The 25,411-nt window shown below is 62.3% G+C and carries 18 protein-coding genes and 3 pseudogenes; 2 read left to right on the forward strand and 19 right to left on the reverse strand.

The genetic code is table 11. The features are described from left to right. The 11 genes and pseudogenes from GJ632_RS02180 to GJ632_RS22820 all read right to left on the reverse strand — a co-directional run. On the reverse strand, window positions 1-667 hold a 667-nt coding region (locus GJ632_RS02180), incomplete at its 3' end, for a hypothetical protein (RefSeq protein ID WP_191451941.1). A gap of 40 nt (window positions 668-707) precedes the next feature. Then, window positions 708-1,418, reverse strand: a complete 711-nt coding sequence (locus tag GJ632_RS02185) for a DUF4157 domain-containing protein (protein WP_191451942.1) — start codon at window positions 1,416-1,418, stop codon at window positions 708-710. Between the two features lie 187 nt (window positions 1,419-1,605). After that, window positions 1,606-2,529, reverse strand: coding sequence for a DUF4157 domain-containing protein (locus GJ632_RS02190; RefSeq protein WP_197427821.1), 924 nt, complete (start codon window positions 2,527-2,529; stop codon window positions 1,606-1,608). Window positions 2,530-2,869: 340 nt separating this feature from the next. Further along, window positions 2,870-5,506, reverse strand: a complete 2,637-nt coding sequence (locus tag GJ632_RS02195) for an ATP-binding protein (RefSeq protein WP_191451944.1) — start codon at window positions 5,504-5,506, stop codon at window positions 2,870-2,872. A 65-nt stretch (window positions 5,507-5,571) separates the two neighbouring features. Next, window positions 5,572-6,009, reverse strand: a complete 438-nt coding sequence (locus tag GJ632_RS02200) for a phage tail protein (protein WP_089810103.1) — start codon at window positions 6,007-6,009, stop codon at window positions 5,572-5,574. A gap of 216 nt (window positions 6,010-6,225) precedes the next feature. Continuing rightward, window positions 6,226-9,402, reverse strand: a complete 3,177-nt coding sequence (locus GJ632_RS02205; protein WP_197427823.1) for a DUF4157 domain-containing protein — start codon at window positions 9,400-9,402, stop codon at window positions 6,226-6,228. Between the two features lie 577 nt (window positions 9,403-9,979). Next, window positions 9,980-10,141 (reverse strand): annotated as a pseudogene (locus GJ632_RS02210) (DUF6760 family protein); the annotation flags it as partial. 59 nt (window positions 10,142-10,200) lie between these two features. Continuing rightward, a pseudogene (locus GJ632_RS02215) lies at window positions 10,201-10,578 on the reverse strand (hypothetical protein); the annotation flags it as partial. After that, complete coding sequence (locus tag GJ632_RS02220) at window positions 10,575-11,015, reverse strand: phage tail protein (protein WP_191451947.1); 441 nt, start codon at window positions 11,013-11,015, stop codon at window positions 10,575-10,577. The pseudogene GJ632_RS02215 and the gene GJ632_RS02220, both read right to left, overlap by 4 nt. A gap of 12 nt (window positions 11,016-11,027) precedes the next feature. Beyond that, window positions 11,028-12,332 (reverse strand): phage tail sheath subtilisin-like domain-containing protein, encoded by a 1,305-nt coding sequence (locus GJ632_RS25095; protein ID WP_343160968.1) that lies wholly within the window; start codon window positions 12,330-12,332, stop codon window positions 11,028-11,030. A gap of 56 nt (window positions 12,333-12,388) precedes the next feature. Further along, on the reverse strand, window positions 12,389-12,562 hold the full coding sequence (locus tag GJ632_RS22820) for a hypothetical protein (protein WP_231751254.1): 174 nt from the start codon (window positions 12,560-12,562) through the stop codon (window positions 12,389-12,391). 288 nt (window positions 12,563-12,850) lie between these two features. Here GJ632_RS22820 and GJ632_RS02230 point away from each other — a divergent pair, with 288 nt between their 5' ends. Continuing rightward, on the forward strand, window positions 12,851-13,261 hold the full coding sequence (locus GJ632_RS02230) for a hypothetical protein (RefSeq protein ID WP_191451948.1): 411 nt from the start codon (window positions 12,851-12,853) through the stop codon (window positions 13,259-13,261). Between the two features lie 283 nt (window positions 13,262-13,544). Here the strand turns inward: GJ632_RS02230 and GJ632_RS02235 are convergent, their stop codons facing one another. The 7 genes and pseudogenes from GJ632_RS02235 to GJ632_RS24545 form a co-directional block, all read right to left on the reverse strand. After that, a complete protein-coding gene (locus GJ632_RS02235; RefSeq protein WP_191451949.1) occupies window positions 13,545-14,138 on the reverse strand; it encodes a DUF4255 domain-containing protein in 594 nt (197 codons plus the stop codon). Between the two features lie 918 nt (window positions 14,139-15,056). Continuing rightward, a complete protein-coding gene (locus tag GJ632_RS02240) occupies window positions 15,057-15,875 on the reverse strand; it encodes an IclR family transcriptional regulator (protein WP_191451950.1) in 819 nt (272 codons plus the stop codon). A gap of 360 nt (window positions 15,876-16,235) precedes the next feature. Continuing rightward, the gene (locus tag GJ632_RS02245; protein ID WP_191451951.1) at window positions 16,236-17,399 is read right to left on the reverse strand and encodes an FAD-binding oxidoreductase; all 1,164 of its coding nucleotides are present in this window, start codon (window positions 17,397-17,399) and stop codon (window positions 16,236-16,238) included. A 48-nt stretch (window positions 17,400-17,447) separates the two neighbouring features. Further along, window positions 17,448-18,632 carry an MFS transporter gene (locus GJ632_RS02250; RefSeq protein ID WP_191451952.1) on the reverse strand — a complete coding sequence of 395 codons (1,185 nt, stop codon included), beginning with the start codon at window positions 18,630-18,632 and terminating at the stop codon, window positions 17,448-17,450. Window positions 18,633-18,701: 69 nt separating this feature from the next. Then, window positions 18,702-19,856, reverse strand: a complete 1,155-nt coding sequence (locus GJ632_RS02255; RefSeq protein ID WP_191451953.1) for an FAD-binding oxidoreductase — start codon at window positions 19,854-19,856, stop codon at window positions 18,702-18,704. Window positions 19,857-20,000: 144 nt separating this feature from the next. After that, window positions 20,001-20,960: an FAD-binding oxidoreductase gene (locus GJ632_RS02260; RefSeq protein ID WP_197427826.1), complete on the reverse strand. Its 960-nt coding sequence runs from the start codon at window positions 20,958-20,960 to the stop codon at window positions 20,001-20,003. 58 nt (window positions 20,961-21,018) lie between these two features. Then, window positions 21,019-21,141: pseudogene (locus tag GJ632_RS24545) on the reverse strand (FAD-dependent oxidoreductase); the annotation flags it as partial. 417 nt (window positions 21,142-21,558) lie between these two features. Between GJ632_RS24545 and GJ632_RS02265 the strand changes: the two are divergent. Further along, on the forward strand, window positions 21,559-23,067 hold the full coding sequence (locus GJ632_RS02265; protein WP_231751255.1) for an ABC transporter substrate-binding protein: 1,509 nt from the start codon (window positions 21,559-21,561) through the stop codon (window positions 23,065-23,067). A gap of 180 nt (window positions 23,068-23,247) precedes the next feature. Here GJ632_RS02265 and GJ632_RS02270 read toward each other — a convergent pair whose 3' ends face one another. Further along, window positions 23,248-25,338 (reverse strand): ABC transporter ATP-binding protein, encoded by a 2,091-nt coding sequence (locus GJ632_RS02270; RefSeq protein ID WP_191451971.1) that lies wholly within the window; start codon window positions 25,336-25,338, stop codon window positions 23,248-23,250. Window positions 25,339-25,411 lie beyond the last annotated feature (73 nt).

The following is a 25,411-nucleotide window of genomic DNA, read 5'->3' on the forward strand; positions in this document are numbered from 1 at the left end:
AACCCCTCCGGTCGCGGCGTCGGCCACGAGCAACTGATACACCCAGTGGGCCGACCAGCGACGGTGTCGGCTCTGATTCCCTCCAAACCGCCGCGTGGAACTCCAGTTCGAAGACGATGTCCGTCAACACGCGAACGATGCCCTGACGGTTCGCTTCGGAGCGCTCAGAGTGGTAGAGCAGAGCGGCGTCGATGTACGAGCGAAGGAGGCCGATATTCTGCGCCAGTTGTGACCGGAAGAGTTGCTCGCTGTACCACGCGGGCAGCGAGATGTCCATCTCCTGTGCAACTTTCGGGACGTTCAGTAGTCGCCACGCGTCGGAACTCGCAGTGCCGAGGTAGAGGAGTTCCCGCTGACTGTCCGAGAGCAGCACGGTGACCCCCTTCGTCCGTTCTAACCAGAGCACCGACTGCAGGGCGAGGTGACTGGGGATCCAGAACTGTGTCACCGTCTCGCCGCCAGTCGCGTCGCCCGCTAACGTCCCCTCCCCGTGCCACTGCTTCGCGGTCCCCCACTGATAGAACTCGGCGGCCAACGCGGCGGTGTACCCTTCGTCGCCCACCAGCGTGTAGAGCGCTATCTCCGAACCCTGTCTCGCGCGGGAACCGGGCCGAAACTGCGTGCCCTCCGGCGGCAGGAACAGCAGTCCGGTCATGCTCACGGACATCCCGGCACGCGGTGGACTCTCGGAAGACACTATCCGCCGTTCATCGGCCGGTTCCGACGCTGTGCCCGGTTCCCGAGACGGGGGACTCGCCTTCGGGGACGCGTTGGACGATGTCAGAGGACGAGCGCTGTTGGACGACGTGTGCGAGTTCGTGTGCCAGCAGCTCTCGGCCCCCGGTCGAAGACGGTCGATACTCTCCCGCACCGAAGTGGACGTCTCGCCCCACGGTGAAGGCGCGAGCGTCCGCTCGACGCGACGCGTCGGCGGCGTCGGTTCCCGCGTGAATCCGAACGTCGCCGAGACCGGTACCGAACTGCCGTTCGAGCGTGGTTCGTATCGAGTGCGGTATCGGCGTCCCCCCGTCCCGGCTCTGCTCGACGTACGACGCGACGTCCGAACCGACGGGTGCCTCACCGGGAACGCTCCCGGTCGTCCGGGACGGCTCTCCGTTTCGTTGGACTCGGTCTCCCCGTCTCGCCGCTTCGGCCCACCGTTCGGCCTCCAGTTCGTGCCGTCCTCGCTCGCGTCCGACCAGCGGTTTCCGTTGAAGCTGTCGCTCGACGAGTCCCTGGACCGCTCGGTTCCCCCAGTCACGTTGCAGCAGCTCGAACGGATGCGCTCGCTCGTCAGAAACCGGTGATTCCTCGAACCGATGGTCACTCGACCCCTCCGCGCGTCCTCGTCGCCTGTCGGCCGTCTCGGTTTCACTAGTCCGCGTCGAATCCGCTCCGGCTCGAAGATTGTCTGTCATCGCTACGGTGAGTAGAGGCTTCCTCCACGACGCGTTCGGTGACCGGCGGGCCGCCGTCCGGCATCGTTCGGTGCGGTGCACTTCACAGACAACCAGATCTGGCTACGGGTCGCCGACCCACCCCGCTGGTCGCTTCCGCGAACGCGTCCGGGGCCGTGCTGCATCAGTGCGTGGCCTGTCCCCCCAGTCATCGAGAGGACACACCCGGTTGTTCTTCGTACGGTAACGGTATCTCCAACGTCTGCCCGGGGAAGACGAGGTCGGGGTCGTCACCCACCACGTCCCGGTTACGTTCGTAGAGCGCCGGCCACCCACCGGGGACGGCGAACTCGCGGGCGATATCCCAGAGTGTGTCGCCCGGCTTCACCGTGTACGTCGTCGTCTTCGGCGCTGGTGGGCCGACGAACGCGTCGTCTGCGGGTCCCGGAACGGGTTCGGGCTCGACCGGCGTCTCGACCGGTTCGGACGGGGCCGGTGGCTCTTCGGGCTGGCAGTCGCACACCTGCCGCTGTCGTTCTTCGTGGGCGCTTCCGCCGAAGTGTGTGAGCGCCGTGAAGTAGCGGTCCGCCCACGTCCGACACCGTTCGACGACCGACTGGCTCTCCGAGGAGGCGTTACAGATGGCCAGCATATCACGGTGCATCCGCTCGTCGCAGGCCGCCCTGTCGGACCCGCACGTCTGGTAGCACTCGTCGTGCCGGTCGCACGCACGCCCGCCTCGAGCGGTCGGAGCTTCGATGGCGAACTGCGTGTCGCTCCCGCCCGCCGGATTATCGGGGTCGATTCCGGCGACCGAAGACACCCAGTCGGGGACGCTACAGCCGTCGTACTCGAACTCCCACCGGCCATCGACGCACTCGCGCTGGACGACGGCCGCCGTCGCGCCGTCCTGCTGAATCGTGTGCGTCAGTTCGTGTGCGAGCAATCGCCGGCCGTCGCTCGTCTCCGGTCGGTACTCGCCGGACCGGAACACGACGTCCCGTCCCAGCGTGAACGCCCTCGCGTTCACCGCTCTCGCGGCCGCGTCCGCTCGCGCCCCGGTGTGAACGCGGACGTCACCGAATCCCCGCCCGAATCGCGGTTCGAAGAACGACCGGACGGAGTCCGGCAACGGACGACCGCCGGTTTCGGCTCCCCGAACCGGGCTTGCCGTTCGGGCTCCGGAATCCGGTCGTCCCGGTGAGGCGGGTGTCCGCCGAATCTCGCGTTCGCAGTCCGGACAGTCGAGCGGTTTCCCCTCGGCGTGCCGCTTCTGACACCGCGGGCACATGCGCTGGACGGTGCTGTCGACGGCAGTGGCTCGCGCTACCGTCGGGCGCTGACCCGTCTCGGCTCCCCCCCGCGTCACGTCCCGTGCGACACGGTCGGCCTCACGTTCGAAGCGGTCGTTCGGCGGTCCCACCGTCAGCTTCGGTCGAGTGGGCTCGCTCAGGAGTCGCTGGACGCCTCGGTTACCGAGCGTGCGCTGGACGCGGACGAGTGGCCCGTCGCGGTTGCGGCGGGCGTCGTCTCGGTTCGTTCGACTGCGCGTCTTCGTGGGTCGACGGCGGCGCGTCGCGCCGCACGTGATGGCGTGTCTGGTCGTCATGATTCGAGCAGTCTCTGGTACTCCCCGAACTCCTCGGGTTCGATGAGTTTCCCCGACTCTGGTACTCGCGGCGGATGCCCCAGACGAGATGTTCCATCTCCACTCGGTCGAGGAACCAGAAGTCGAGGGGGCCGGAAATCTCGTCCGCCTCGGGAATCAGCCCTTCTATCGTCTCGCGTTCGATGCTGTAGAGTTTCTCCGTCTCGACGGTTCGCTTCCCCGAGGCGGCGAGAAACGCCGCCGTCAGGGCGACGTTCTTGATGTGGCCGCCCGTCACCTCGAACTTCGAGAGGAAGTCGTAGTCGAGATTCCGGCAGGGCGTCGTATCGACGGGGAAGATACCCTCCCAGATGCGCTTTCTCGCGTCCCGTTGCGGTCGCGGGAAGTCCACGCTCAGGTGGATGCGCCGCAGGAAGGCGTCGTCGATGTTCTGTTTGAAGTTCGTCGTCAGGATGACCGCGCCGTCGTGTTCCTCCACGCGTTGGAGTAGGTAGTTCACCTCGATGTTCGCGTACCGGTCGTGAGCGTCCGACACCTCCGAGCGCTTGCCGAACAGGGCGTCGGCCTCGTCGAACAGGAGGATGGCGTCGCTGTTCGCCGCCTCGTCGAACACCTGCCCGAGGTTCTTCTCCGTCTCGCCGATGTACTTGCTGACGACGCTGGAGAGGTCTATCTTGTAGAGGTCCAGTCCGACCTCGTGTGCGATAATCTCGGCGGCCATCGTCTTTCCCGTCCCCGAGGGTCCGGTGAACAGGGCGACGACGCCGTTTCCGAGGCTGAACTTCTCTTTGAAGCCCCAGTCGCTGTAGACGCGCCCCTGATGTTCGACGTGAGCGGCGACTTCCTTGAGGTGCGCCTCCTTGTCCGGCGGGAGGACGATGTCGTCCCAGCCGTACCCGGGCGTGACGATGCGGCCGAGCGACCCGAGTTTCTCTCTGGACTGTAACCGACAGCCGGCGTAGATGTCGTCGGCCGTGAGTTCGCCGCCGTACGTTCGGGACCGCGCGGCGTCCACGGCATCGACGATCTGTCCGGCGGTCAGCCGGAACTTCCCCGCCAGTTCGGTGACGTTCACGTCCGCGGGAAGGTGGGCGACCCGTTTCCACAGTTCGCGTCGGCGGTCGTAGGAGGGAACGGGGAACTCGACGGAGACGAACACGTGGTCGGTGACGCCGAGGCGGTGGCTCGCCCCTATCGTGTCCGTCCCGACGACGAAGACGCGACCGTCGTAGTCGTCCAGCGAACGGAGCAGGTGTGTCACGTCCGCATCGTCGCCGCCGAGAGCTTCGAGATTCGAGACCGCGAGTACGGCGTCTCGGAGTCGCGCCTCTCTCAGTAACATCTCGACCGTCTCACGGATGCCGTGCCGACGTATCTCCTGCGCGTCGGCGGTCAGGAGCGTCTGCTCCCAATCTGCACAGAGTGCGGCAACCGTCACCGACCGACCGGAGCCATAGGGTCCGTAGAGGTGAGTCAGCAGGTGGCTCCGCTCCCCGTCGTCGGGCGGTTGCGTCCAGCCCGCGATGCGGTCGAGTTGGGCACTCACCTCGTCGTCCAACGTCAGCCGTTCGAGGTAGTTCGTCCCGTCTTCGACCGTCTCCGCTCGTCTGGCGGCACTCGGCGTCTCCTGTGAGACGCCCTTTCCCCGGGACACCGTGTCGTCCGCCGATTTCTCGCTCGCGTCGTCCGAGTCCGGTCGCCGGAGCAACAACGAGTGGAGGTCGTCCGTCGGCTCTCGCACGGTGGCGACGTCGGCGAGCGTCCCGCCGAGCAGGTCGATTCCGAGCAGATAGTCCACGACCCGTTCGTCCACCTGTATCGCCCGCGTCGGCAGCGGCGACGAGTCGTCGCCCGACAGCCTGACGAGGCGGTGCTCTCGGAGCGGGGACGTGCGGGCGAAGACGGTTCTGCGCCTCAGCCGTTCGTCCGTGGACGGTGCGAACGTCCGGAGGACGAGGTCGACTGTCGGCCGTTTTCGCGTCACGTCGTCGTGCAGGTACGCGAAAATCGTCTCGTACTTCGGGTCGATTTCGGGGGCGACGCCGACCAGTAACACGTCGAGATCAGCGCGTTCCAAGCCGAACCGGTCGGCGACTCTCACGAGTCGGAGTTCCGTCCCTTCGCGCCGTGTCAGGTCCTTTCGTTCCGCTATCGTTTCGGTGATGTCCTGGAGATACTGGAAGTGCGCCTCGGTCAGCACGCCCTCCGTCACCGGGTCGGTCCCCCACCCGTGCGAGGAGAGTTCCAGCAGTCTGTCGACCGTCTCGTCGGAGATGTAGTAACCCGCGAACTCGTCGGTTCCGCCCCCGTTGGATTCACGCCACTGCTGGACGCGGAGCCACAACACGTAGTCGAGGCGGACGAGTTCGTCCACGAGGTGTTCGCGGTCGTCTCGGTACGGGGTCGGCTGGTCGGTCTGGACACTCCGCTCGTCCGCCCGGCGTTGCCGTCGCTCCCGTCGTCGGCGTTCGTCGTCGCGTTCCCACGGCCACGTTATCATCGTCTCTCAGTCGGTCGGTCGTGTCGGTCGTTTCGGTCGTGTTGGTTATCCCGGGTCATGTCCGCTCACTCCACGAGCGTGAACCCTTCGTGGGCGAGTTCGAGCGTCTCGATGGCCACCGAGCCCTGGTCGGCGCTGAACTCCGGACCGGCCCACCGAACCGGGTACGCCCTGATGAACCGCCACGTGAGTTTCTGCTCGCCCACCGTGTTCATGAGGTGGAGCCAGACGGTGTCCCGTCGAACGACTCCTTCCCGAGCGTCCGACACCCACTCCCAGAGATCCGTCGAGTCGGTGATTCCGCGCTGGAGTTCGACGTTGGGCTGGGTGAATCGCGCGGGCAGTTTGTGGGTGAAGCGGTTGTTCCCGCCCTCCTCGTACTCCTCGGGTTCCATCTGGTGTTCCAGCCCCGACACCGAAGAGAACCCTCCGACGGTGAGAGCGTCCATCTCGACGTGAAACCGGAAGTCGAGGTAGGGGTCGGTCCGTTCTGTGGTGGCCATCACTCACACCCGGTCCGCCGCCTGTCTCCCGGTGGGGTCCGGCTGCTCCCCCAATTCCGGGTTCGCACGTCTCGCCGACGATACACGCTCCACATGTCTGTTCATCGGTAGTATACACTCGAACCGTATAAATACCTACTCGTGGGTTTACTGCCCACAGTGGCGGTGTTTCCACTGGTTTCGTCTCGGGCCGACTTGCTCATCATCACACACCTGTCACTCTGACTGACCCGCTCGGCTCCGTATTTCGCTCTCGAATCGTCTCGACCCCGCCGTCGATGTCAGTTCGTCTTCGTGAACGAGTGCGTACCCCTCGGCGTTCCGGTAGACGTCGTATACCGGGCCCGAGTAGTGCTGCCCGATTACCGAATGTGAGTACTCACGCCAGTAGTAGCGGCTCAGGCGCCGGAACGTCCGCATATCGACGGCTCTGACCAGGGCGTACTGTTTCCCGCGGACCGTCTGGGTCCCTACGCGGAGGAACCGCGGTTCGACATCGTCGAAATCGAGCTTTCGCAGGCTGCCGCCGCTAGAGAACACGTACACTCGCCGGAGGTCCTGGACGATGCCGGTATCTTCGACTGTCCGAACTGAACCCTCCTCACTCGTCTCTACGTCTCGTTCGAACCGCGCCTGCTGCGCCCGTTCGAGATGTGCGTGCAGTTCGTTCAACGGCCGCTGAATCGCCGAGTCGTACACGTACCGATACTCGCCCTCTTCGCGGTCCCAGAGGCGGACGCCCCAGTCGTCGCCGAACTTCTTGAACGCTTCGTCGGACGGGTATCCGGCGTTGAACCGCGTCCAGTCTTCGAGCGTCTGTGACTGCAGGTACTGCGAGTAGACGACGCGTTCGAGGTCCGCCGAGTCGACGCCCGTGACGACGACTTTCTCGTATTCGGGTACTGTCGCCTCTATCGACTCCCCGGAGGCGACGCGGAGAATCTGTTCCTGTGTCAGAGCGCCCGAGACGACGTCGTAGCCGCCCCAGAAACCGCGTTCGACGAGCGCCAGCGTCGGTCGAACGCCCTGTCGAATCCACCACATCGCCGTCCGTGCGCCGGTGGCACGTGCGCGCTCTTCTGCGGCTTCCTTCGCGATACTGGCCTGGTGTGCCGTCTCTGCGAGTTCCACTCCGATTCGAATGACTTCCAGCGCCGCGAGGGCGCCGGCGCCGACGCGGCTTCGCATCGGTGCCGAGACTCGCCCCCCGGTGATGCCGCCGTGCATCGCTTGGCTCATCATCTCGTTCAGACGCATCTGCCGCCCGAGCGATTGGAGCAGTTCGACTCGGAACTCAGACATCATGAGCCGGTGTGCGAACGTCGCTCGCCCGAGTTGGGCGGCGACGCGCTGAATCTGCTCTCCGGTCCAATGTGACCGGGTCGCCTTCCACGCCGACCGAACGTGTTCGTGAACCTCCGCTTGCCCGAGTACTGCACGCGCTTCCGCGAGGCGTGACTCGTAGACACCGCGCAGTCGGTTCACCTCGCGCCACTGTTCGGTCTGCACCGCACGGAACATCGAGAACATCGTCTGGAACGCTCGACCGTACGCGTTCAGGCTGTTCTCGTGAATCTCGATATCACGTCGGAACGTCTCCAACCTCGCCGATTCGACGTGGCGCCGTATTGCCGCGAGTGCGCTGGTAACTATCGACATATCACGACCGGCACGCATACCCTGTCTGCCTTCGGCAGCCGACTCCATCGCGCTGAACAGCGCGTTCACTCGCGCCCACGTCTGCCGTTCTACTACCTCTAGGCCCTGTTTTATCTGTTCGGCCGAGCTACGGAGTCGGGCGGGTGCACCGCCCTGCGAGTACGCTTCGTGGAGCGCTTCGGCGCGTTGTCGCAGCATCACCGTCTCGTGACGGGTAGCAGCGGCGCGCATGAGTTCGCCCTCGTGCGTTCTCACGAACTCGGTCACCCGGGTGAACGACCGCGCGTCGAACTGTACCGTCTCCATCGTCCTCCCCCGGCCGCGGATGACCTCCGACCGACCTTCCGGTGACGGGTCGGTCGTCACCCGTTCGACGTTTACGCCGGCGAGGTCCAAGAACCGGATGGAGGCGGACGCCCCCGACGCAAACGACTCGCTCGTCTGCGTGAAGAACCTCGTCGTCCCGTCGCTTGCCTCGAACGTCAGTCGGAGCTTCCGAATCATCCCTTTCACGTCGGGACCGCTCGTGATTGCTCCCCCGTGGTGTTCCTGCTCGACCCCCCGAAGGTGGAATCCGCCGGCGCCGAGCAGTCGACTCAACGCGGCCTGTCCCACCGCATCGACCGACTCGGAGAACTGTCGCTGTCGAGCGTCTGCACCGAAGAGCCATCGGTCGCCGGTCACGAGGTCTTTCACAATCGTCACTGGACTCGTTCGGTTCTTGTCGAACGTCCTCCGGTCGGTTTCGGTGAGTTGTCGATGCGCTTCGACCGACCTGTATTCGGTTATCTCCATGTTACCGACGACGGCTCGCCGTTCGTGGACCTGACCGCCGGACGGGCCGAGGCGCCGCCCTGCCCCGAGCACGTCGATTTCGACTATCTCCTGTCCGGTCCTGAGACTCATCTCCAACGAGCTCCACCCGGCGTGACTCACCTGACGCAACTGTTGTGTCGTTATCTCTATCGTCGCCCGCTGTAGCTGCGACGCGCGCAGAAACGACTCTATCGCGTTGAAGTGGTCGGTGTCGATGTGTGACACCCTGAAGTTCACGAAGTTCCCGATCATTCCTCTCGCTGACGCGCGGCGGAACGTTTCGGTGAGCCGCCGCACGTCGTCCGAGCGGCCAGTGATGTCGGTTCCCGTTCCTGCGTCCAACACGACGTCGGGACCCGTTCCGCCGACCGAGCGCAACAGAATCGAGCGGCCCTTGTCGACCTTGAACAGGATCACCTCGACTCCAGCGCGCAGCGGGGGCGGTTGCTGGATGCGAATCGCCGGGAGCCGCAGGCTCTGCGTGCCGGTGTTCCCTATCCCGAGGACGTACACCGGTCGCTCCTCGCCGAGCATGAACCCGTTCGGGAACGTCGCGGCGAGGGTCGATTCCTGTGCTGCGTCCAACTGGATGCCGCGACTCGTCAGCTGACTCTGCTCGACGTCGCCGAGGGTCTGGCCCGCGTCTTCGTCCTCCGGGCCGGCGTCACTCTCCGACTGTCGCCGGACTTCGGGGACACCCCCGTTCGACTGCTGCTCGACGTGCGCTAACTCGTGAGCGATGAGCTCCCGACCGCTCGACGTCTCCGAATCGTACTGGTTTGCACCGAAGTAGATGTCCGAACCGTACGTGAACGCACGGGCGTCGAGCGCCTCGCTCGCCGCGGCCGCGCGGCCGCCGGTGTGTAATCTGACGTGACCGAAATCCCGACCAAACCGTGGTTCGAAGAACGCTCGCACCGATGGCGGTATCAGCTCACCGCCGCCCGAGGTGGTACCCAGCGGTGATAGCCCTTCGCCCGACCCAGTCGCCGGCGCATCGCTCGCCCGCCGAACGACCGCGGCTCCAGACTCGCCTTCTGTCGAAAGCCCGGAATCAGACTCGCGGGCGTCCGTCTCTCCGGGGTCTGTAGTCTCGGTTGAGCCGTGGCCGGCGTCGGTTCCGACACCGTCAGGGGATCGCTCCGGCGTCGTAACCACGCGTCGTGCCGTCCGCTCTGCGGCCCGTTCGTCGCGCGCTTCCGACGGAGAGCCGTCCGAACGCCGTTGCTCACCGCCGCCCACTACCCTCCGTACGGCGCGATTACCGTAGCGGCGCTGTGCATCGACGAGTGGGTGTGAGGCTGTCGAGGACCCCTCGCCGCGTTCCGACCGTCCGGTAGAGGGGGTCGGTTTCGCTGATTCGGCCGACTTAGAGTCGTTCTCGGTGGTCTTCGAACTCATATCTCGTCTCGACGCCGGAGTTCGACGAGCGGTCCGTGTCAACCGACCTCCACGAACCGGTCTCTCCGACGGGACCGCGGACCTAACTCCGCTCCTCGTTCATCCGCTCGTTGATGGCGCTAATCTCTTCGCACCACCGCCGTCGTTCCCAGTGCGGCATGTTCAGTACCTCGTCGTGGCACCAGTTGAAGTGGTAGGCCACGAAGGCGACTTCCTCGTACAGTCGGTCGAGCGGATAGCCACCGCCGTCCGGCAGGAGCCTCACGGATTTCCCATCCCGAGACCGTTCGTCACCTCCGCGTCGCCGGTTATCGGCGTGAGACTCGCGCCCGACGACACTTCGACGTCGAACTCCTCGCCGCAGTCCGGGCACACCGTCTCGACGGCGTCCGCACCGTGCAGGTTTACCCGTTCGTACAGGTCCTGCAGGTACGCGAGGTCAGAGACGAACAGATTCTCCACGACGTGGGGGTTCACGTTGTCGAGCGAGCCGAGTTTCGTCGTCACCCGTGCGAGGAGGATGATGGACAGGTACGCTTCGTTCGACCGGACGCGCGGGTCTTTCAGCGGCAGAATCTCGTCGGCCGCCGTCGCCAACCGCATCACGCCGTCGCGGTGGAGCGTCCCCTCGTCGTCCACGTAGCCGTTCGGGAGCGTGAACTCGAACTCGGTCTGTAAGGCACCTCCGCTCATGACCGGCGGACCATCCCTTCGTGGACGATTTCGATGGACTCGATGGCCACCTGCGAGTCGGTGGCGTTCAGGTCAGGCGCGTCGTAGTTGATGGGCCACGCCTTGACGAACTCCCAGCGCGGCCCCTGTTCGCCCTCCTCGTCCAAGACGATGACCGCGATGTCGCGGCGCGCCTCGTCCACCTTGCCCTGTTCGACCATCTGTCGCCACTCGAAGATGGCGATGGAGTCGTCGGTCGTCCCCCACTGGAGCGTGAGGTTCTCGAACTGGTTCAGACTCCACAGCTTTCGAACCGTGGGCGCTTCGTTGCCCTCTCTGTACTCCGTCGCTTCGGTCGTGTTGCTCGGAATCGTCGCTTCACTGAACCCCGCTTGGATGGTGTCGTCGATTTCGAGCAGGTATCGCGAATTTCGGTATGGACCGTATCTGTCTGGCATCTGTCTCTCTCCTCAGGCTCCTTCCGCACCGGCTGTCCACTGGGTGATTCTGAAGATGACGAACTCCGCCGGCTTGACCGGGGCGACGCCGACTTCGATGATGAGTCGTCCCTTGTCGATGTCGTCCTGCGTCATCGTCGTTCGGTCGCACTTGACGTAGAACGCCTCCTCGGGCGTCGTCCCTTGAAGCGCGCCGTCCCGCCAGACGCCGGTCAGGAAGTCCGTAACGGACTGTCGAACCCGCGCCCACAGCGGTTCGTCGTTCGGTTCGAACACCGCCCACTGCGTCCCCTCGTCCAACGACTCTTCGAGGAACAAGAACAGTCGGCGGACGTTGACGTATCGCCAAATCGTCTTCGGCGAGGTGGTTCGCGCCCCCCAGATACGGATGCCGCGGCCGCGGAACGCGCGGATACAGTTGATTCCCTTCGGATTCAGTCCGTTCTGGTCGACCCTCCGAATCTCGTGTTCTAACCCCTGTACGCCCTGTAACTGTTCGTTCGCCGGCGCCTTGTGGACGCCTCGGTTGGTGTCCGTCCGGGCGTAAACCCCGGCGACGTGACCCCCCGGCGGTACCAGCGTCTCCACGTTCGTGAACGGATCCAGCACCTTCACCCACGGGTAGTACAGGGCCGCGAGACCACGTTCGGAGACGGCGTCGTTCGGCAGGCCGTCGGTGCTGAGCGTGTCCGGATTCACCCCCTGGTCGGTCTGCAGGATGGCGAAGCGGTCCTCCGTCTCTCGGCAGTGGCCGCGGAGGAGTCCGCGGAGTCCCGAAAGTTTCGCCTCGTCGGGGATGCAGACGATGGCTATCTCGTCGACCTGAGTGAACCCCTTCAGCCCCGTTCGGCGTATTCGCTCGCCGCCGGAGGGTGTGGGAACCACGTCGTCCTCGACGCCCTCGAAGTCGTCGACGCCGAGCTCGCCGTCCGCGCCCGCTTCGAGAGCCGTGGTCCCGACGGGAAGCGCCCCCGAGGCGTTCTCGTCGATTTCGACCAGCGACGAGGCGTTGTTGACGCTCTTCGCGTAGTAGTCGGGCGTTCCTTCCGTCGCGTCCAGGTCGTCGTACCGTTCCTCGACGGTCGGCTCTACCGAATCGTCGTCGGGAATCCCGTCGCGCCAGTACCTGACGAACACCGTGAATCGGCCTTCGATGTCGGATTCGGCGACCTCAACTTGGACGTTGGTACCCCACGTGCCCGGGCCGTTCGCGCGGACCGTCACGTCGCCGATGGTCGCTATCGCAGTCTCCGCCTCGCCCGCGGTCACGCGGCCGACGAAGACCCGCGACCCGCCGTTGCGGAAGAAGCCGTCCACGGCGTACGCGAGGTACGACTTCCGCGGGGTGTCACTCCCTTGAAACGAGGCCGTCGTTACGCCGCCGAACGTCGCTGGTAGTCAGCGAAACTCGTGACGAGTTGGGGTTCGACCGGCCCTCGTTCCGTCGGGCCGACGAACCCTGCTGTGCTGGTTCCGACGCCTTCTATCGGCATCGCCCCTGTCTCTATCTCCTCGATGTACACGCCTGGCGAAAGATATTCTGGCATCTCTGTCACTCACCTATGTTCTGGGTGTACGTCACCTGACAAAAATATATAGCTACCTATCGGAAACTGATAGCTATCGCCACCCGGACGTTCCGGTTTGCGGTCGGATCGGCCGCTCACGTCCGAACGACGCCTCGCCGGTGACGCCTCAGGGCGGCGGTTCCTGCCACACCGAGTCTCCGCACTGGCGGAACCGAACCTCGTTCTCGCCGACGAACACGAGGTGGTAGCACGTCGTCTCGCCGGCGGAGAGAGCGACGGGGGACCGTACCGGACCCCCCAGTCGCCGTGCGTGACGACGAGTTCGGGTGCCTCGCCGCCCGGGGTGACCGACCCGTCCGCCGCGATATCGGCGGCGGCGAGGTCGACCACCGGGACGACGAACTCACCGCCGCGCGTCGTCTGCGCCGACGGTTCGAGGCCGTCGACGCGGACGGCGACTCCGCTCTCGCCGTCCGTCGCCGGCGAGAGTTCCTCCGGGAGGCCACCGTCGGTGTGGACGAAGACGTGACCGCGGAGCAGGGTCGCACCCGGCGGGAACCGATAGGCCGGACGCGGCCGCAGGTCGACGGTCTCACGACGGGTGCTCGGGGGGTCGAGCGTCTCCATATCGACCGACACCTCGTCGTCGGCGTACCGCTCTCCACCGTGGACGACGAGTACCGCCTCACCTCGCGGGGCAGGTCCTCCTCGAAGTAGAGCAGGTAGCCGCTCGGGTTGACGACGGGTTCGGCGTCGCGTCCTCGAATCCGAACGACGGGCCCACCGCTCGAACGGTGACCGTTCGAGTCGTCCTCGGTCCACCGACCTCGGTTGGACCGCGAGACGCGTCGTCGGAACGAGTCCGCGGCGAGTGGTTCGGCCGCGTCCGTCTGGAGGGTGCGCGCAGGGAGCGGGTTCCCGGTGAAGGCGTCGCGGAGGTGGACCGCGAGCGAGAGTCGTCTGCTGTGCGTCGCTATCGGGTCTCGGCCGCCGTCTGTGCTCACGAGTTCCTCCGTGGTGCCTCGCCGACTCCGCCGTGGTAGCGGTCCTCTTTCTCGACCACGCGGCTCACGGACCGGTCCGGAGTCTCGATTCGGACGGGGCTGACGAGGTAAGAGACGGACGGTTGAAACGGTTGGTCCGGGAACGTCCCCCACAGGCTCACCATCGTCTCCAGCGACGGCGGGTCGGTTGCCTCCACGGTGAGTCGGACCTCTTCGTCGTGGTCCGCCAGCGTCCCCGCCAAGTCCGTCCCCCGAACGACTCGGTTCTCGTGGAGCACTTGCATCGCCCGTCCGAGGACGGTGTGCTGTTCTTCGGAGCGTTCCGTCTCGTCGGCACCGCCGGCAGACGGGTGGGCCGTGAGGAGGTAGTAGAGGTCCAGTGCCAACGGCGGGGGCCGTATCGTCGTCTCGTCTACCACGCGCGGACGGACGTTCTTGAGGTCTGCCGTCTCGGTGAGTCGATACAGGTACAGCGTCAATCTGGCGTCGGTCCCGTTCTCGACTGTCGAGGGCGCAGCGAGAGCTATCTCGTCCCGTCCGACGAGGTCGCTCATCTCGGTTCGGAGCAACTCGACCAACGTCTGCCCCACGTCGGCGATTGCCGACCGTCCGGCCACAACTCATCCCCTCCCACTAGGTCGTCGGCGCTCAGACGACCGGAGTGTCGGGACGCTTACTTCCGACTCGCCGGGGCAGCAGCGCCGCCGTCCGACTCGAACTCTCTGTGCTGACATGTCACGTGATACTGCGCTCGGGGTCCTGAAAACCTTTTCTGCGACGGACACGGATGTCGCTCGAGCCCCGAGGGTTGGATTGGCACGCCCGAGGGAACTCCTTCACGTTCTCCACGATTAATCTCGGCTGTCATAATCATTATATAAGTAATATCACAATTACAATCGTACTTTTGTGAGGACAAACGAACAGCGTCCCAGCGAGAGAGTGTGCCCGGTGCAGACTGCGGGTATGGATATCGTAGAGTGTTCGTATCTTTTGCAAATTTATTTGCAAATACTACCATTCTATAATCGTATTCGCATTTATATACTATATTTGGGATATAAGATAATTAAATACTATTTTTTGAAGCTATACAGTGTATTTATATTTTTAGCTGGTGGAATTGATACTTAAATAAGAATATTCGCTCTCAGGTGTGATTAGCACCGGAACGTCCATCCGAACGCAGAGAATTGCGTCGGACCACCGGCAACCGAGCGCCAACCATCGGATAGGGGCCAGGTTAATCGAACAGTGTTAGTTCTGTAATGCTTCCGGAGTATTCGGGAGTTGCTCGTAGACGGGCGACGGTGGCCTGACCGCTCTCCGACTACTCGATTCCCGTGCCGCCAGTCGAGGGTGAGACGGTGCTAGTGTGCGATATTCAGTTAGTTTCCTGTTTGTCTCTCGCAAACGCGGGTCGAGCGAACCGAGACACCATCGTCGGTCAAAGCCCCATCCGAAGGGAAAGTCGTGCGAGCGGAATATCGGCGTACAGCCCGCGTATTTCAGGGAGTGAGATTCGTGTGAAAATCGCCAGCAGCATCGCCGTTGAGTGTCGTCTGGAGGTCGATCTCGATGAGGTTAGCCGTTCGTTGCACACGCTCCGGCAGTTCGTCTTCCATCGTCGCTCCCCGAATTCGAGTGAGCGGCCCACAGACGCTGATCGCGCCGTACACGTGTGACTGACGGTCGGTAATCGCCGTCCCCACCGCGCGGATTCCCATCACCTCCTCCTCGTCGTAGATCGCGTATCCCCGCTCTCGCGTCCGCTGGAGTTCTTCGTACAACGCTTCTCGCGAGGTAATCGTATTCTCGGTTGCCTTCGGGAGGCCGTGTTCGTCGATAATCTCGTCGACTCGCTCTCTGGGTAGCTCCGCCAATATCGCTTTGCCGGGAGAGCCGTAGTGGAGATAGTCCGGATCTTCGCTCTTCTTCTCGTGGTACTCTTCGGCGATCGCGTTTTCGCCTTTCGACCGATACAGGTAGTATCCCAGTCCTCCCTGTTCGACCATCAAGTGGGCGTACTCACCGGTTTCTGCTGCCAACGCATCGAGATGTCGCTTACCGACCGCGTAGAGGAGCGATCGGTTCTGGACGAACTTCCCGATGTTCATGAATCGGTAGCCGAGCATGTACTCGTCGCCAGATTTCACCACGTATCCGCCGTTACGAAGTGTGGCGAGGTGGTTGTAGGTCGCTCCCTTGGACATCTCGAGGTGGTTGGCGAGTTCTGTCACCCCCGCTCTCTCGAGGTCCTTGAGTGCATCAATCACCTCGAACGTGGTTTCCACCGTTTTCAGCGTGCGGCTCTCGGATTCGTTCATACACTTCGTCTCAATCTACGGACCCATATTTGTTTGCATGTGACAAACATACCCGGTGTGAGAACGAGTCGTCAGGGGTGTAAAACGACTGTGAGAGCGCAGCCGAAATATTGTCTGCCGGCGTTCGTCTTTATTCAAATCACCGACGGCGGAAAGGTTAGGCTTCGGAGATTTTCGTGTCGAATCAGACACGATTTCGTGCGATTGCTACGTCTGGAGACGACACTGCGTTTGTCACTTACAAACGTGGTGTGGTAAAACATGACGAGGAAGGAAGTCGAACCAAAGCGGAACCCGAATACCGTACGACGCCTCCGAGTCGAACGCTCTATTCGCCCGTCGCGGCGGATGGCCCATCGACTACGATCGACTGCCGTCGCCGTAGCCACCGGAGAACGCGTCACCCGTCTCGAACCGGGTCGGTCGATACCGATCGAGACTGATCGTCGGTTTGCGTCCGAGTATCGTCTCGGCGATAGACTCGGCAAATCCGGGCGCTTCTTTGAACCCGTGACCGCTGCCGCCCGCAACGATGTAGAAGTTATCGAGGGTTGGCGGAGTCCCGATTATCTGATGCCAATCCGGCGGCGCAGTAATCACTTCACTCCAGGAGTCGACGACGTCCGCGTCGGCGTATCGGGGGAGACGATCGTCCAGCATCTGGCCGACCATCTCGAGGTCGTCGTTAGTGACCCCACCCAACGATCTGCGATCGTCGACGCTCCTGTGACCGCCCTCTCGTTCCATGCCGCCGGAGAGAAAGTCACCGTTCAACTCGGGCTTTGCATACAGACCCGAGTCGACATCGGAGACCGTGGGGTAGTCGGTGAGGTCGTTGCCGGACGATAGACAGACGACCTTCGCCTCGTACATCGTCAACGGAAGGTCGACGCCCGCCATCTCGGCTACGTCGTCAGCCCACGGACCTGCAGCGTTCACTACGACGTCGACGTCGTACCGATCCGAAGCCGTTTCGACCGTCTCGACGCTCCCGTCAGCGAGTTCGAGATCGGTAACCGGTTCGTTGGTTCGGATCTCGGCACCGAGCGTGCGAGCCTGATTTGCGAATCCGGTTGCGACTAAGTACGGGTCGGCAAATCCTGCTTCGTGCTCTAAGGCGGCCACAGCCACACCATCGGAGTCGAGGCCCGGGACGATCGAATCCAATTCGTCCGGGTCTACGAACTCGACGTCGAGTCCGACGTCTTTCTGCATCCGAACGTTCTTCCGGAACTGATCCTCGTTCGATTCACCTGCTAAGATGAGGTAGCCGTTCTGGTAGAACCCGCCGTCGGAGCCCACTAACTCGGGAAGCCGTTCGAGGAGTTCTCTGCCTCGCTTGGCGAATCGAATCTGAATTTCATCTGAGTAGTGATGACGAACGATTCCGGCCGATTTGCCGGTCGATACTCCGGAGATCGAGTCTTTCTCGAAGAGGAGGACCTCGTGTGAACTGTCCATCTGTTCGAGGAAGTAGGCGATTGCGGTACCGTAGATACCGCCCCCTATGATAGCAATTCGCATGGTTGTTCCAAGGATGGAGGTAGTATAATAGTTACCCACAGCGGAGAACTATCCGTGAGCCGCAAGCCACGTCAAGAGGAAGACGCCACCGAGGAGGCAACAGGCGAGCCCGACGTATGCGGCCGTGTAGGTGAAATAGCTGGCCACCAAGCCGACGTAGGCGGGGCCGAGGCTCCCCACACCACTATACACGGTTTTGAACGCTCCAAAGTCGCCGCCGACCGATTTCGACTCGAACGAGTCCGTTAGATACGCCTGCATGACCGGAGGATACGACATCATTCCAGCGGCGAAGAGGCCGAGCGCCGAGTAGATGAGCGTCTCGGAGTGCACCAACAGGAGAGAAGTGAACCCGAGACAGCAGACGAAGAGCGCCCCTGCGGCGACCCACAGCCGATTTAGTCGATCACTCACTGCGCCAGACAACGGCATGACAACGACGCCAACCGCAAAGACGCCGGCGTAAGCCAGACTCGCCTTTGCAGGGGTCAGCGACTTCGAGACCTGTAGATACGTCGGCAGAAAGCCCGCCATTCCCTGCCACGCGAAGACGAATAGCGAGTAAACGAGGAGCAGGACCCGGGTTTCCTCAGCCTCGAATACGCGTCTGAACGTCGAGGTCAGCGCCAGTTCGGTCTCCAAGAGCGAATACGACTCGATACTCCAGCGATGCAGCGCGAAGAGTGCGACGCAACTCAAGAGAACGACGGGGACGAGAGTCAGTTCCCAGACAGCGAGGGAGAGTATCACGGCGGCGAGCCCACCCGCCGAGACGCTTCCGAAGTTTCCCGCCGCGGACTGGACACCGAACGCCTGTCCCCGGTGGTCTGCAAAGAGGTCTGCGAGGTTTGCACGCATGGCGATGAAGTACAACCCGGAGCCGATGCCGACCAGGGAGAGCGCAGTGAGGAACGACAGGTATCCCCGAGCGACCGACAACAGCAGAAATCCGCCGACGAGGATTACGAGTCCGAGGATCAGAATGGGCTTTCTGGAATTGGTGTCGGACAACCGTCCTCCCGGGTAATGACAGAGCGCGTAGAACGCCCACATGAGTGTGAGCCCGACGCCGCCAGCGAACGGTGAGATGGAAAGCTCGGCGAGCATGGCCGGGAGTAACGGTGGGAGTGCGTTCCGACCGATTTGAATCGCGAGCCATCCGAGGGAGAGCGCGATCAGTAGTCTCCCGGAATACCCTTCGAACACGGTCGTTCGATACTGCGTACTGTCCACCGTGGTTACCTCCGGCTATTCGCAAGTGTGGGAGGTCGACACACGGCCCACCGCACTGTCGAGCAGAGCTCAATCATTCTTCTTCCGGCGCATCTCCGTGTCTCCGAGCTGATCACCGTCTCTGAACCGTTCGAGTCGATACGGGGTCAAGTCGACCGCAGCCGTGCTATCGAGGATGTCGTGAGCGATCGATTCGGCGAACCCCGGCGCTTCCTTGAAGCCGTGGCCGCTTCCGCCGACGACGTTGTAGAAGTTCTTTAGCCCCTCTGGGACGCCGACAATCTGGTACCAGTCGGGTGATGCGGTTATGATCCCGGACCAGGTTTCGACGACGTCGGCGTCGGCGTACTGCGGAAGTCGCTTTTCGAGCGCGTTCTGAACCGTCTGCAGGTACTCTATCGTCACACCCTCCAGTCCAAGCGTGCGGTCGACTCTCGGTCGGTCGATGCCCCCGACGAGGAAATCACCACCAGGTTCGGGTTTGGCGTACAGACGTTGGGTCGCGTCTGAGAGCGTCGGAGTTTCGAGATCGTATTCCGAATCCGCGCTGAGGACGACAACCTTCGATTCGTACCACGTGAGCGGAATCTCGACGTCGACCATCTCCCCGATCTCCGCACCCCAGGGGCCCGCTGCGTTCACCACGTAGTCGACGGGTTCTCTTCCCGAGTCTGTCTCGATAGCAGTCACGGTTTCGCCCTCTCGCTGAATCCCGATAATCTCGGTGTTCGGTTTCATCTCGACTCCGTTCTCTTCGGCGGCCCTGGCGAACGCTTGCGCGACGAGGTACGGGTCTGCAAAGCCTGCGTCTCGCTCGAGCGCTGCCACTGCGACACCCGAGGTATCGATCGTGTCGAAATATCGCTCGAGGTCGGCAGGAGCGACGAACTCCACGTCGAGTCCGATCTCCTGCTGTTTTCGAACGGTCTGTCGGAACGTCGACTCGTCGTCGGTCCCGGTAAGCGCCAGATATCCGTTCCGATGGAAGCCACCCGGGTGTCCCGTGAAGCGCTCCAACTGTTGGATGATCTCACGTCCGCGTTTGGCTAATCTGATGTGGTCACTTCGGCCGTAATGATGACGCACGATGCCCGCAGACCGACTCGTCGACACGCCGCCGATGGAGTCCTTCTCGAACAGTACGACGTCGTCGGCACCCAGTCTGTCGAGAAAGTACGCAACGGCGGTTCCGTAGATACCGCCCCCTACGATAGCGATTCGCATGTTGTCGACGACACCACGCCTCGGATTAACTGTTCCGCCGACGGTACGGACCGCGTCATGAGAGAGTCCGGCTCAGTTCGTCCAGTCGTCGTCAAAACGGAGTCTCTTCCGAGAGGTCCCGAAGACCGTTCCCGTTCGTCGAAGTCACTCGGGGCGCTGCAGTCGTTCGAGAGAGAACGGCGAGAGCCGACTGGGACGAGTGCCGTCAATCGCCCACCTCGAAAGCAGACGGTTGACAGCGAGTGAAATCGCGAACCCGTGTCCGCTCCAGCCAGTTCCGACGATCATGTTGTCGGCACCCGGTAACGTATCGATGATCGGAACGTGGTCGACCGTCACGCTCTCTCGACGACTCGCGTCCGAACGCTCGACTTCGATGCCGGTTAGGTCCGGAAACACGGCACGTGCATCGGCCGCGTTTCCGTCGACGCGTTCGTCGAGCGCGATTCCCTGTTGGGCGTCTTCGTCCCATTCTCCACGCCAACCGCCGGAGATCATCACTCGACCCTCAGAGATCTCTTTGAGTGCCAACCGTCGGCTATCGTGTCCGATGAGGTGGTTCACCGGTACCTCGTCCATCGGCTCGGTCGCACTCACCTGCGGGTACATGTTCCACACGGGGAGTGAGATATCAAGCTCGTCTTCGACCAACTGCGGGACGTGTGTATTCGAGAGCAGAAACACCGTCTGGTCGACGGCGAAGCGTTCGTCTGCGGTGCGGACAGCAGTCACTCGTGACCCGTCGCGCTCTAGTCCCCGAACCGGCGCGTTTTCTCGAACAGTTGCGCCATGCGCCTCCGCCGCACGTGCGAGCGAACGAGTGATCGTCGTATGATCGGCGATGCCGTCGTTTGGACAGTGTAGTGCGCCGATGACGTCCTCACTGACGCCGGGCTCCATCTCACGGACTTCGTCTCCGTCCAGTACCTCCGTCTCGACTCCGAACTCGTTCTGGACGTTGGCTCGCGCCCGAGCACTCTCGAAACCACCTTGGAGCCCGCCGGTTTCGTTCTCGTACAGCAGCAGATGTCCAGTCCGTTCGTAGGCATCCTCTGCATCGATCTCGCGGGAAACCTGTGGCCAGAGGTCGTACGCAACCTCCATCAGCGGAAGCTCGAGGGTCGCGACCGTTCGCTCTCACACCACGCTTTCCAAGACCACCAGAGGCACCCGCAGCGACCTCGGTCGCTTCGAGGAGCGTGACGTCTTCGCCTCGAGTCGCTAACTCCCAGGCGGTGCCAGCCCCGTACACTCCACCACCGACGACGAGATATTCACTCGACATCTCAGTTTGCGAGTCGATAGAGAGCACCTTATAGATTCGGCACGTCGCTCGATTCGAAACGCAGCAAGGCCGGCGGACTACCCGGATGTTTTCCTCTGCCTGGCGAGAGAGGCGTGTGGAGATGCCGAGGTGGCTGCTCTCGCACTCTGTGCTCTTCGAGCGTTCATATCACGTCCGGTATATGAATAGCAAAATACATATGTTGCTGTCACAATCTAAGAGTGAGCCATGTCAACTAAAGACATACGGCGCCGTCGATATCTTCAGCTCGTCGGCTCGGGTTCGGTAGTCGGCTTAGCAGGATGCTCGGGCGGGAGTGACCCGGGAGGGACGAGTGGAGATTCGGGAGCTACTGGTGGCGAAGGTGGCAGTACGACCAGCGATACGGAGGGAGAGGGCGGGTCGGGAGCTGGGAGTATGGGTGGCCACCTCCGCGTTGGGCAAAACAGAACGGTATCCACCATCAGCCCGATAATGATGGGTTCGAAGTTCACCGAACGGTGGGCGGTGAAGCTGTTCTACTCGACGCTGACGAGACTCGACCATCAACTCCAACTGTACGGAGATCTCGCGACGGACTGGTCCGCGAACGAAAGTGCAGACGTCTGGACGTTCACGATCAGAGACGATGCAACCTTCCACCACAACGGGGAGACCGTGACTGCGTCCGACGTTGCTGCGACGTTCAACACGGTGTACGACAGCGAAGTCGGGAGTCCCGGCTCCGGGACGATGGGCGATATCGGAACTGTGGAGGCCAAAGACGAGACGACGGTCGAATTCCAACTCGACGGTGCAAACTCGGACTTCCCCAAACTGGTCGCAAAAGGGTGGGGAGCGGTCGTCCCAGAAGAGATTGCGACTGACTCGTCACGCCGTCAGGAACTGGGGTCGAAGGAGTTCGGAAGTGGGCCGTTCGAACTCGAGAGCTTCGAGGCGGGGAATCAGGTAACTGGCGTCGCGTACGACGATTACTACGGTACCGACGACGAGGGGACCAGTCGTCCCTACGTCGACCGCGTCACTGCACGGACGATTCCAGAGGGAAGCTCGCTCGTGAACGCCCTGAAAAACGGAGACATAGACATCATCTGGGAGCCTCCAGTGGACCAGTGGGGTCCCTTGCAGGAGGCGAGCGGTGTCACAACTGGGCGCGTCCCCGCTGGCAACATCGTCAATTTCATCATGGACGTCTCCGTCGAACCGTGGAGTGACGAGCGCGTCCGAGAAGCTGTCAAGCTCGCAATCGACCGCCAAGCGATCATCGAGGGCGTCCTGAGTGGCCTCGGAGAAGAAGCTCAGGACGCCCCCCTCTCGCCCTCGTACGAGTACTTCGCCGAGGTCGAAGGCCGGCCCCCCGAGCGGGATCTGGAGAAAGCACGGCAACTTCTGGCGGATGCAGGATATCCGGACGGGTTCGATCTGGAAGACGACTTCGACATCACGTTCTTCAGTGCTGCGGACCCGCCCGAACGACTTCGTTCGGCGGTGTTGATAAAAGACCAACTCAGTGAAATCGGAATCACGTTCGAGATCGAGCAGATCAGCTACGACCGCTACATCAACGACGTCTGGACCAAAGCCCCCTGTTACATGGGAATGTACGGGATGCGGATCAGTGGGGCGAACTTCATGAAACTGCTCCTCCACTCGGAGGGCGGTTGGAATGGAGAGTCTCACTTCTCCAACGAAGAGTTCGACGAGGCTATCACGACCGCCGTCCAGAGCACCTCGAGCGAAGAGACCTCACAGGCGATGGCGACCGCACAAGAGGTGGTCGCCAAACAGGGCCCATACGCGATCCCGTACTACGACGACCAGATAGGCGCGATGCGGGAGTACGTCCAGAGATACAACGTCTCGCCACTATCGTATCTCTTCTACGCGGACGAAATCGCGCTCGGCAGTGGAGCGCCGACTCGATAGACCGCATCTCTTTTCGGTATCGTGAGCCGGTCGCCTTCTTCTGGTGGGCTATGATCTACCCCACACCAGTCTCGTTCGGGCCACGGATTCGCCGGATTCGAACGAACTGTGGAAGTGAAAACGCAAGAGACCCACCAGAGACGAGAACGAAGTGAACCAGTCCGCTCCGGACTCCCGCGGCTAATCCCCCCGGTGGTCTACACCGCCAACCATGCTGCTTTCGTCCAAGTGGCAGGATATTCGATGCGTCTCCTCCCCGCCGGTCGATTCGAGACACGGGACCTTGTCTTCGCAGACGGCTCCGATCTTTTGCGGACATCTGGTGTGGAACGGACACCCGCTCGGAGGGTCTCGCGGACTGGGGACGTCCCCCTCCAGTCGGATCCGTTCGCCATCGTCGTTCGGGTCCGGAGATGGAATGCTGGAGAGTAACGCGCGCGTGTACGGGTGGTGAGGGGGGTCAAATATCGAAGCGGTGGGTCCCACTTCGACTATCTTTCCGAGATACATGACTGCGACGCGGTCGCTGATGTAGTTCACCACGCTGAGGTCGTGGCTGATGAACAGATACGATGAACCGTACTCTTCCTGCAGTTCCGCCAAGAGGTTCAGGATGCTCGCTTGGACGCTGACGTCTAAGGCCGAAACTGGTTCGTCGAGGACGACGAACGAGGGATCTGCCGCGAAGGCACGGGCAATCGCGACGCGTTGTTTCTCACCGCCGGAGAGTTCCTTGGGATACCTGCTGATGTACTGTTCGCTCAGACCGACCTGCTCCAGCAGTTCGACGATCCGCGCTTCTCGCTCGTTCTTCGAGCGATCGGTGAATTTCTTCAACGGCCGTTCGAGCGTTCTCCCGACCGTCTTTTTCGGGTTCAGGCTAGAGTGAGGGTTCTGGAAGACTATCTGGCACTCGGAACGGAATTCCCTCATCTCCCTGTCGCTCATCTGTCCGAGGTCCGTCCCTCGGTAACTGATCTTTCCGTCCGTGGTATCGAGCAACTTCAAGAGCGTGGACCCGAGCGTGCTCTTCCCACAGCCACTTTCGCCAACGATGCCGACCGATTCACCTTCTCGAATGTCGATGTCGACACCGTCGACCGCTTTGACCGGGGGTTCACTACCGAAGATACTGTCGAGGAACGACTCCTCGCCGAAATATTTCCGAACGTTCTCTGCGCTCAGGAGCGTCTCGCCAGCCGACGCCTCCCGAGAGCGGGCCGAACGATGGTCGGCTTCGTCGTCGGCCTGTAGTGGATTGGATCGAGCGTGCTCCCAGCGACGACACCGTGTGAGGTGGTCGGCGTCGTCGTCAACCGGTCGTTCAGAGATGCTACCGGTTCGACAGTCCTCCTCCGCGAATTCGCACCGATCAGCGAAGATACAGCCGTCCGGAATCTCCGTGAGCGAGGGAATCTGTCCGTCGACTGGCTTCAGCTTACGGTCTGCGTGTTCGTCCGGGAGCGCTGCCAAGAGACCCTGTGTGTACGGGTTGGAGGGCTCTCTGAAGACGGATGCGATGGGGCCGCGTTCCATGATCTCTCCAGCGTACATGATACAGACGCGGTCTGCAATCTCTGCGATGACGCCGAGGTTGTGGGTTATCAGCAGTACGCTCGTATCCAGAGACCGTTTGAGGTCTTCGATCAGGTCCAGAATCTTCGCTTGCGTCGTGACGTCGAGACCGGTCGTCGGTTCGTCTAAGATCAACAGTTCGGGCTCACACACGAGTGCGATCGCGAGCAAGGCTCGCTGTTGCATTCCTCCGGAAAGCTCGTGAGGGTACTTCTGGGCGTTGAACTCGGGGTCAGGGAGATTGACTCGACGGAGTACCTCGTACGTCTGTTCTCTCGCTTCACGTTTCGAGACGTCACGGTGGATGCGGACGGTTTCGGAGATCTGCTCTCCGACTGTGATGCTCGGGTTGAGCGAGGTTTTCGGGTCCTGTGGGACGTGCGCGATCCGATTCCCCCGTAGACGCCGAAGCTCTTCGGGCGATCGGTCCATCAGGGATTGACCGGCGAAGACGACTTCGCCGCTCGTGATCGTCCCATTCTTCCCGAGGTACTGCATGACGGCGAGAGCGAGAGTGCTCTTTCCGCTCCCGCTCTCCCCGGCCACGCCGACAGTCTCTCCCTCCCCGATACGGAGAGAGACGTCTCGAACCGCTTTTACTGGAGATTCTTCGGTCTCGTACTGCACGTTGAGACTGTCAACATCGAGTACAGGCGAATAGTTGCTGTTCCGGTCAGTAGTCTCCGTGGTTTGCATATGCATGGCACAATTAGCTACAGCTATTTATTCATATCCCTCGTTTCAACTCGGCAACGTAATACAGATCCGA

It is taken from the genome of Halogeometricum sp. CBA1124 (genome assembly GCF_009741955.1).
GTDB classification, from domain to species: domain Archaea; phylum Halobacteriota; class Halobacteria; order Halobacteriales; family Haloferacaceae; genus Halogeometricum; species Halogeometricum rufum.

Bases quoted from the DNA above. Each gene is read 5' to 3' on its own strand.
- GJ632_RS02185 (WP_191451942.1), bottom strand. From the start codon at position 1,418: ATGACAGACAATCTTCGAGCCGGAGCGGATTCGACGCGGACTAGTGAA.
- GJ632_RS02195 (WP_191451944.1), bottom strand. From the start codon at position 5,506: ATGATAACGTGGCCGTGGGAACGCGACGACGAACGCCGACGACGGGAG.
- GJ632_RS02200 (WP_089810103.1), bottom strand. From the start codon at position 6,009: ATGGCCACCACAGAACGGACCGACCCCTACCTCGACTTCCGGTTTCAC.
- GJ632_RS02220 (WP_191451947.1), bottom strand. From the start codon at position 11,015: ATGCCAGACAGATACGGTCCATACCGAAATTCGCGATACCTGCTCGAA.
- GJ632_RS22820 (WP_231751254.1), bottom strand. From the start codon at position 12,562: ATGCCAGAATATCTTTCGCCAGGCGTGTACATCGAGGAGATAGAGACA.
- GJ632_RS02240 (WP_191451950.1), bottom strand. From the start codon at position 15,875: ATGAACGAATCCGAGAGCCGCACGCTGAAAACGGTGGAAACCACGTTC.
- GJ632_RS02245 (WP_191451951.1), bottom strand. From the start codon at position 17,399: ATGCGAATTGCTATCATAGGGGGCGGTATCTACGGTACCGCAATCGCC.
- GJ632_RS02255 (WP_191451953.1), bottom strand. From the start codon at position 19,856: ATGCGAATCGCTATCGTAGGGGGCGGTATCTACGGAACCGCCGTTGCG.
- GJ632_RS02260 (WP_197427826.1), bottom strand. From the start codon at position 20,960: ATGGAGGTTGCGTACGACCTCTGGCCACAGGTTTCCCGCGAGATCGAT.
- GJ632_RS02265 (WP_231751255.1), top strand. From the start codon at position 21,559: ATGGGTGGCCACCTCCGCGTTGGGCAAAACAGAACGGTATCCACCATC.
- GJ632_RS02270 (WP_191451971.1), bottom strand. From the start codon at position 25,338: ATGCAAACCACGGAGACTACTGACCGGAACAGCAACTATTCGCCTGTA.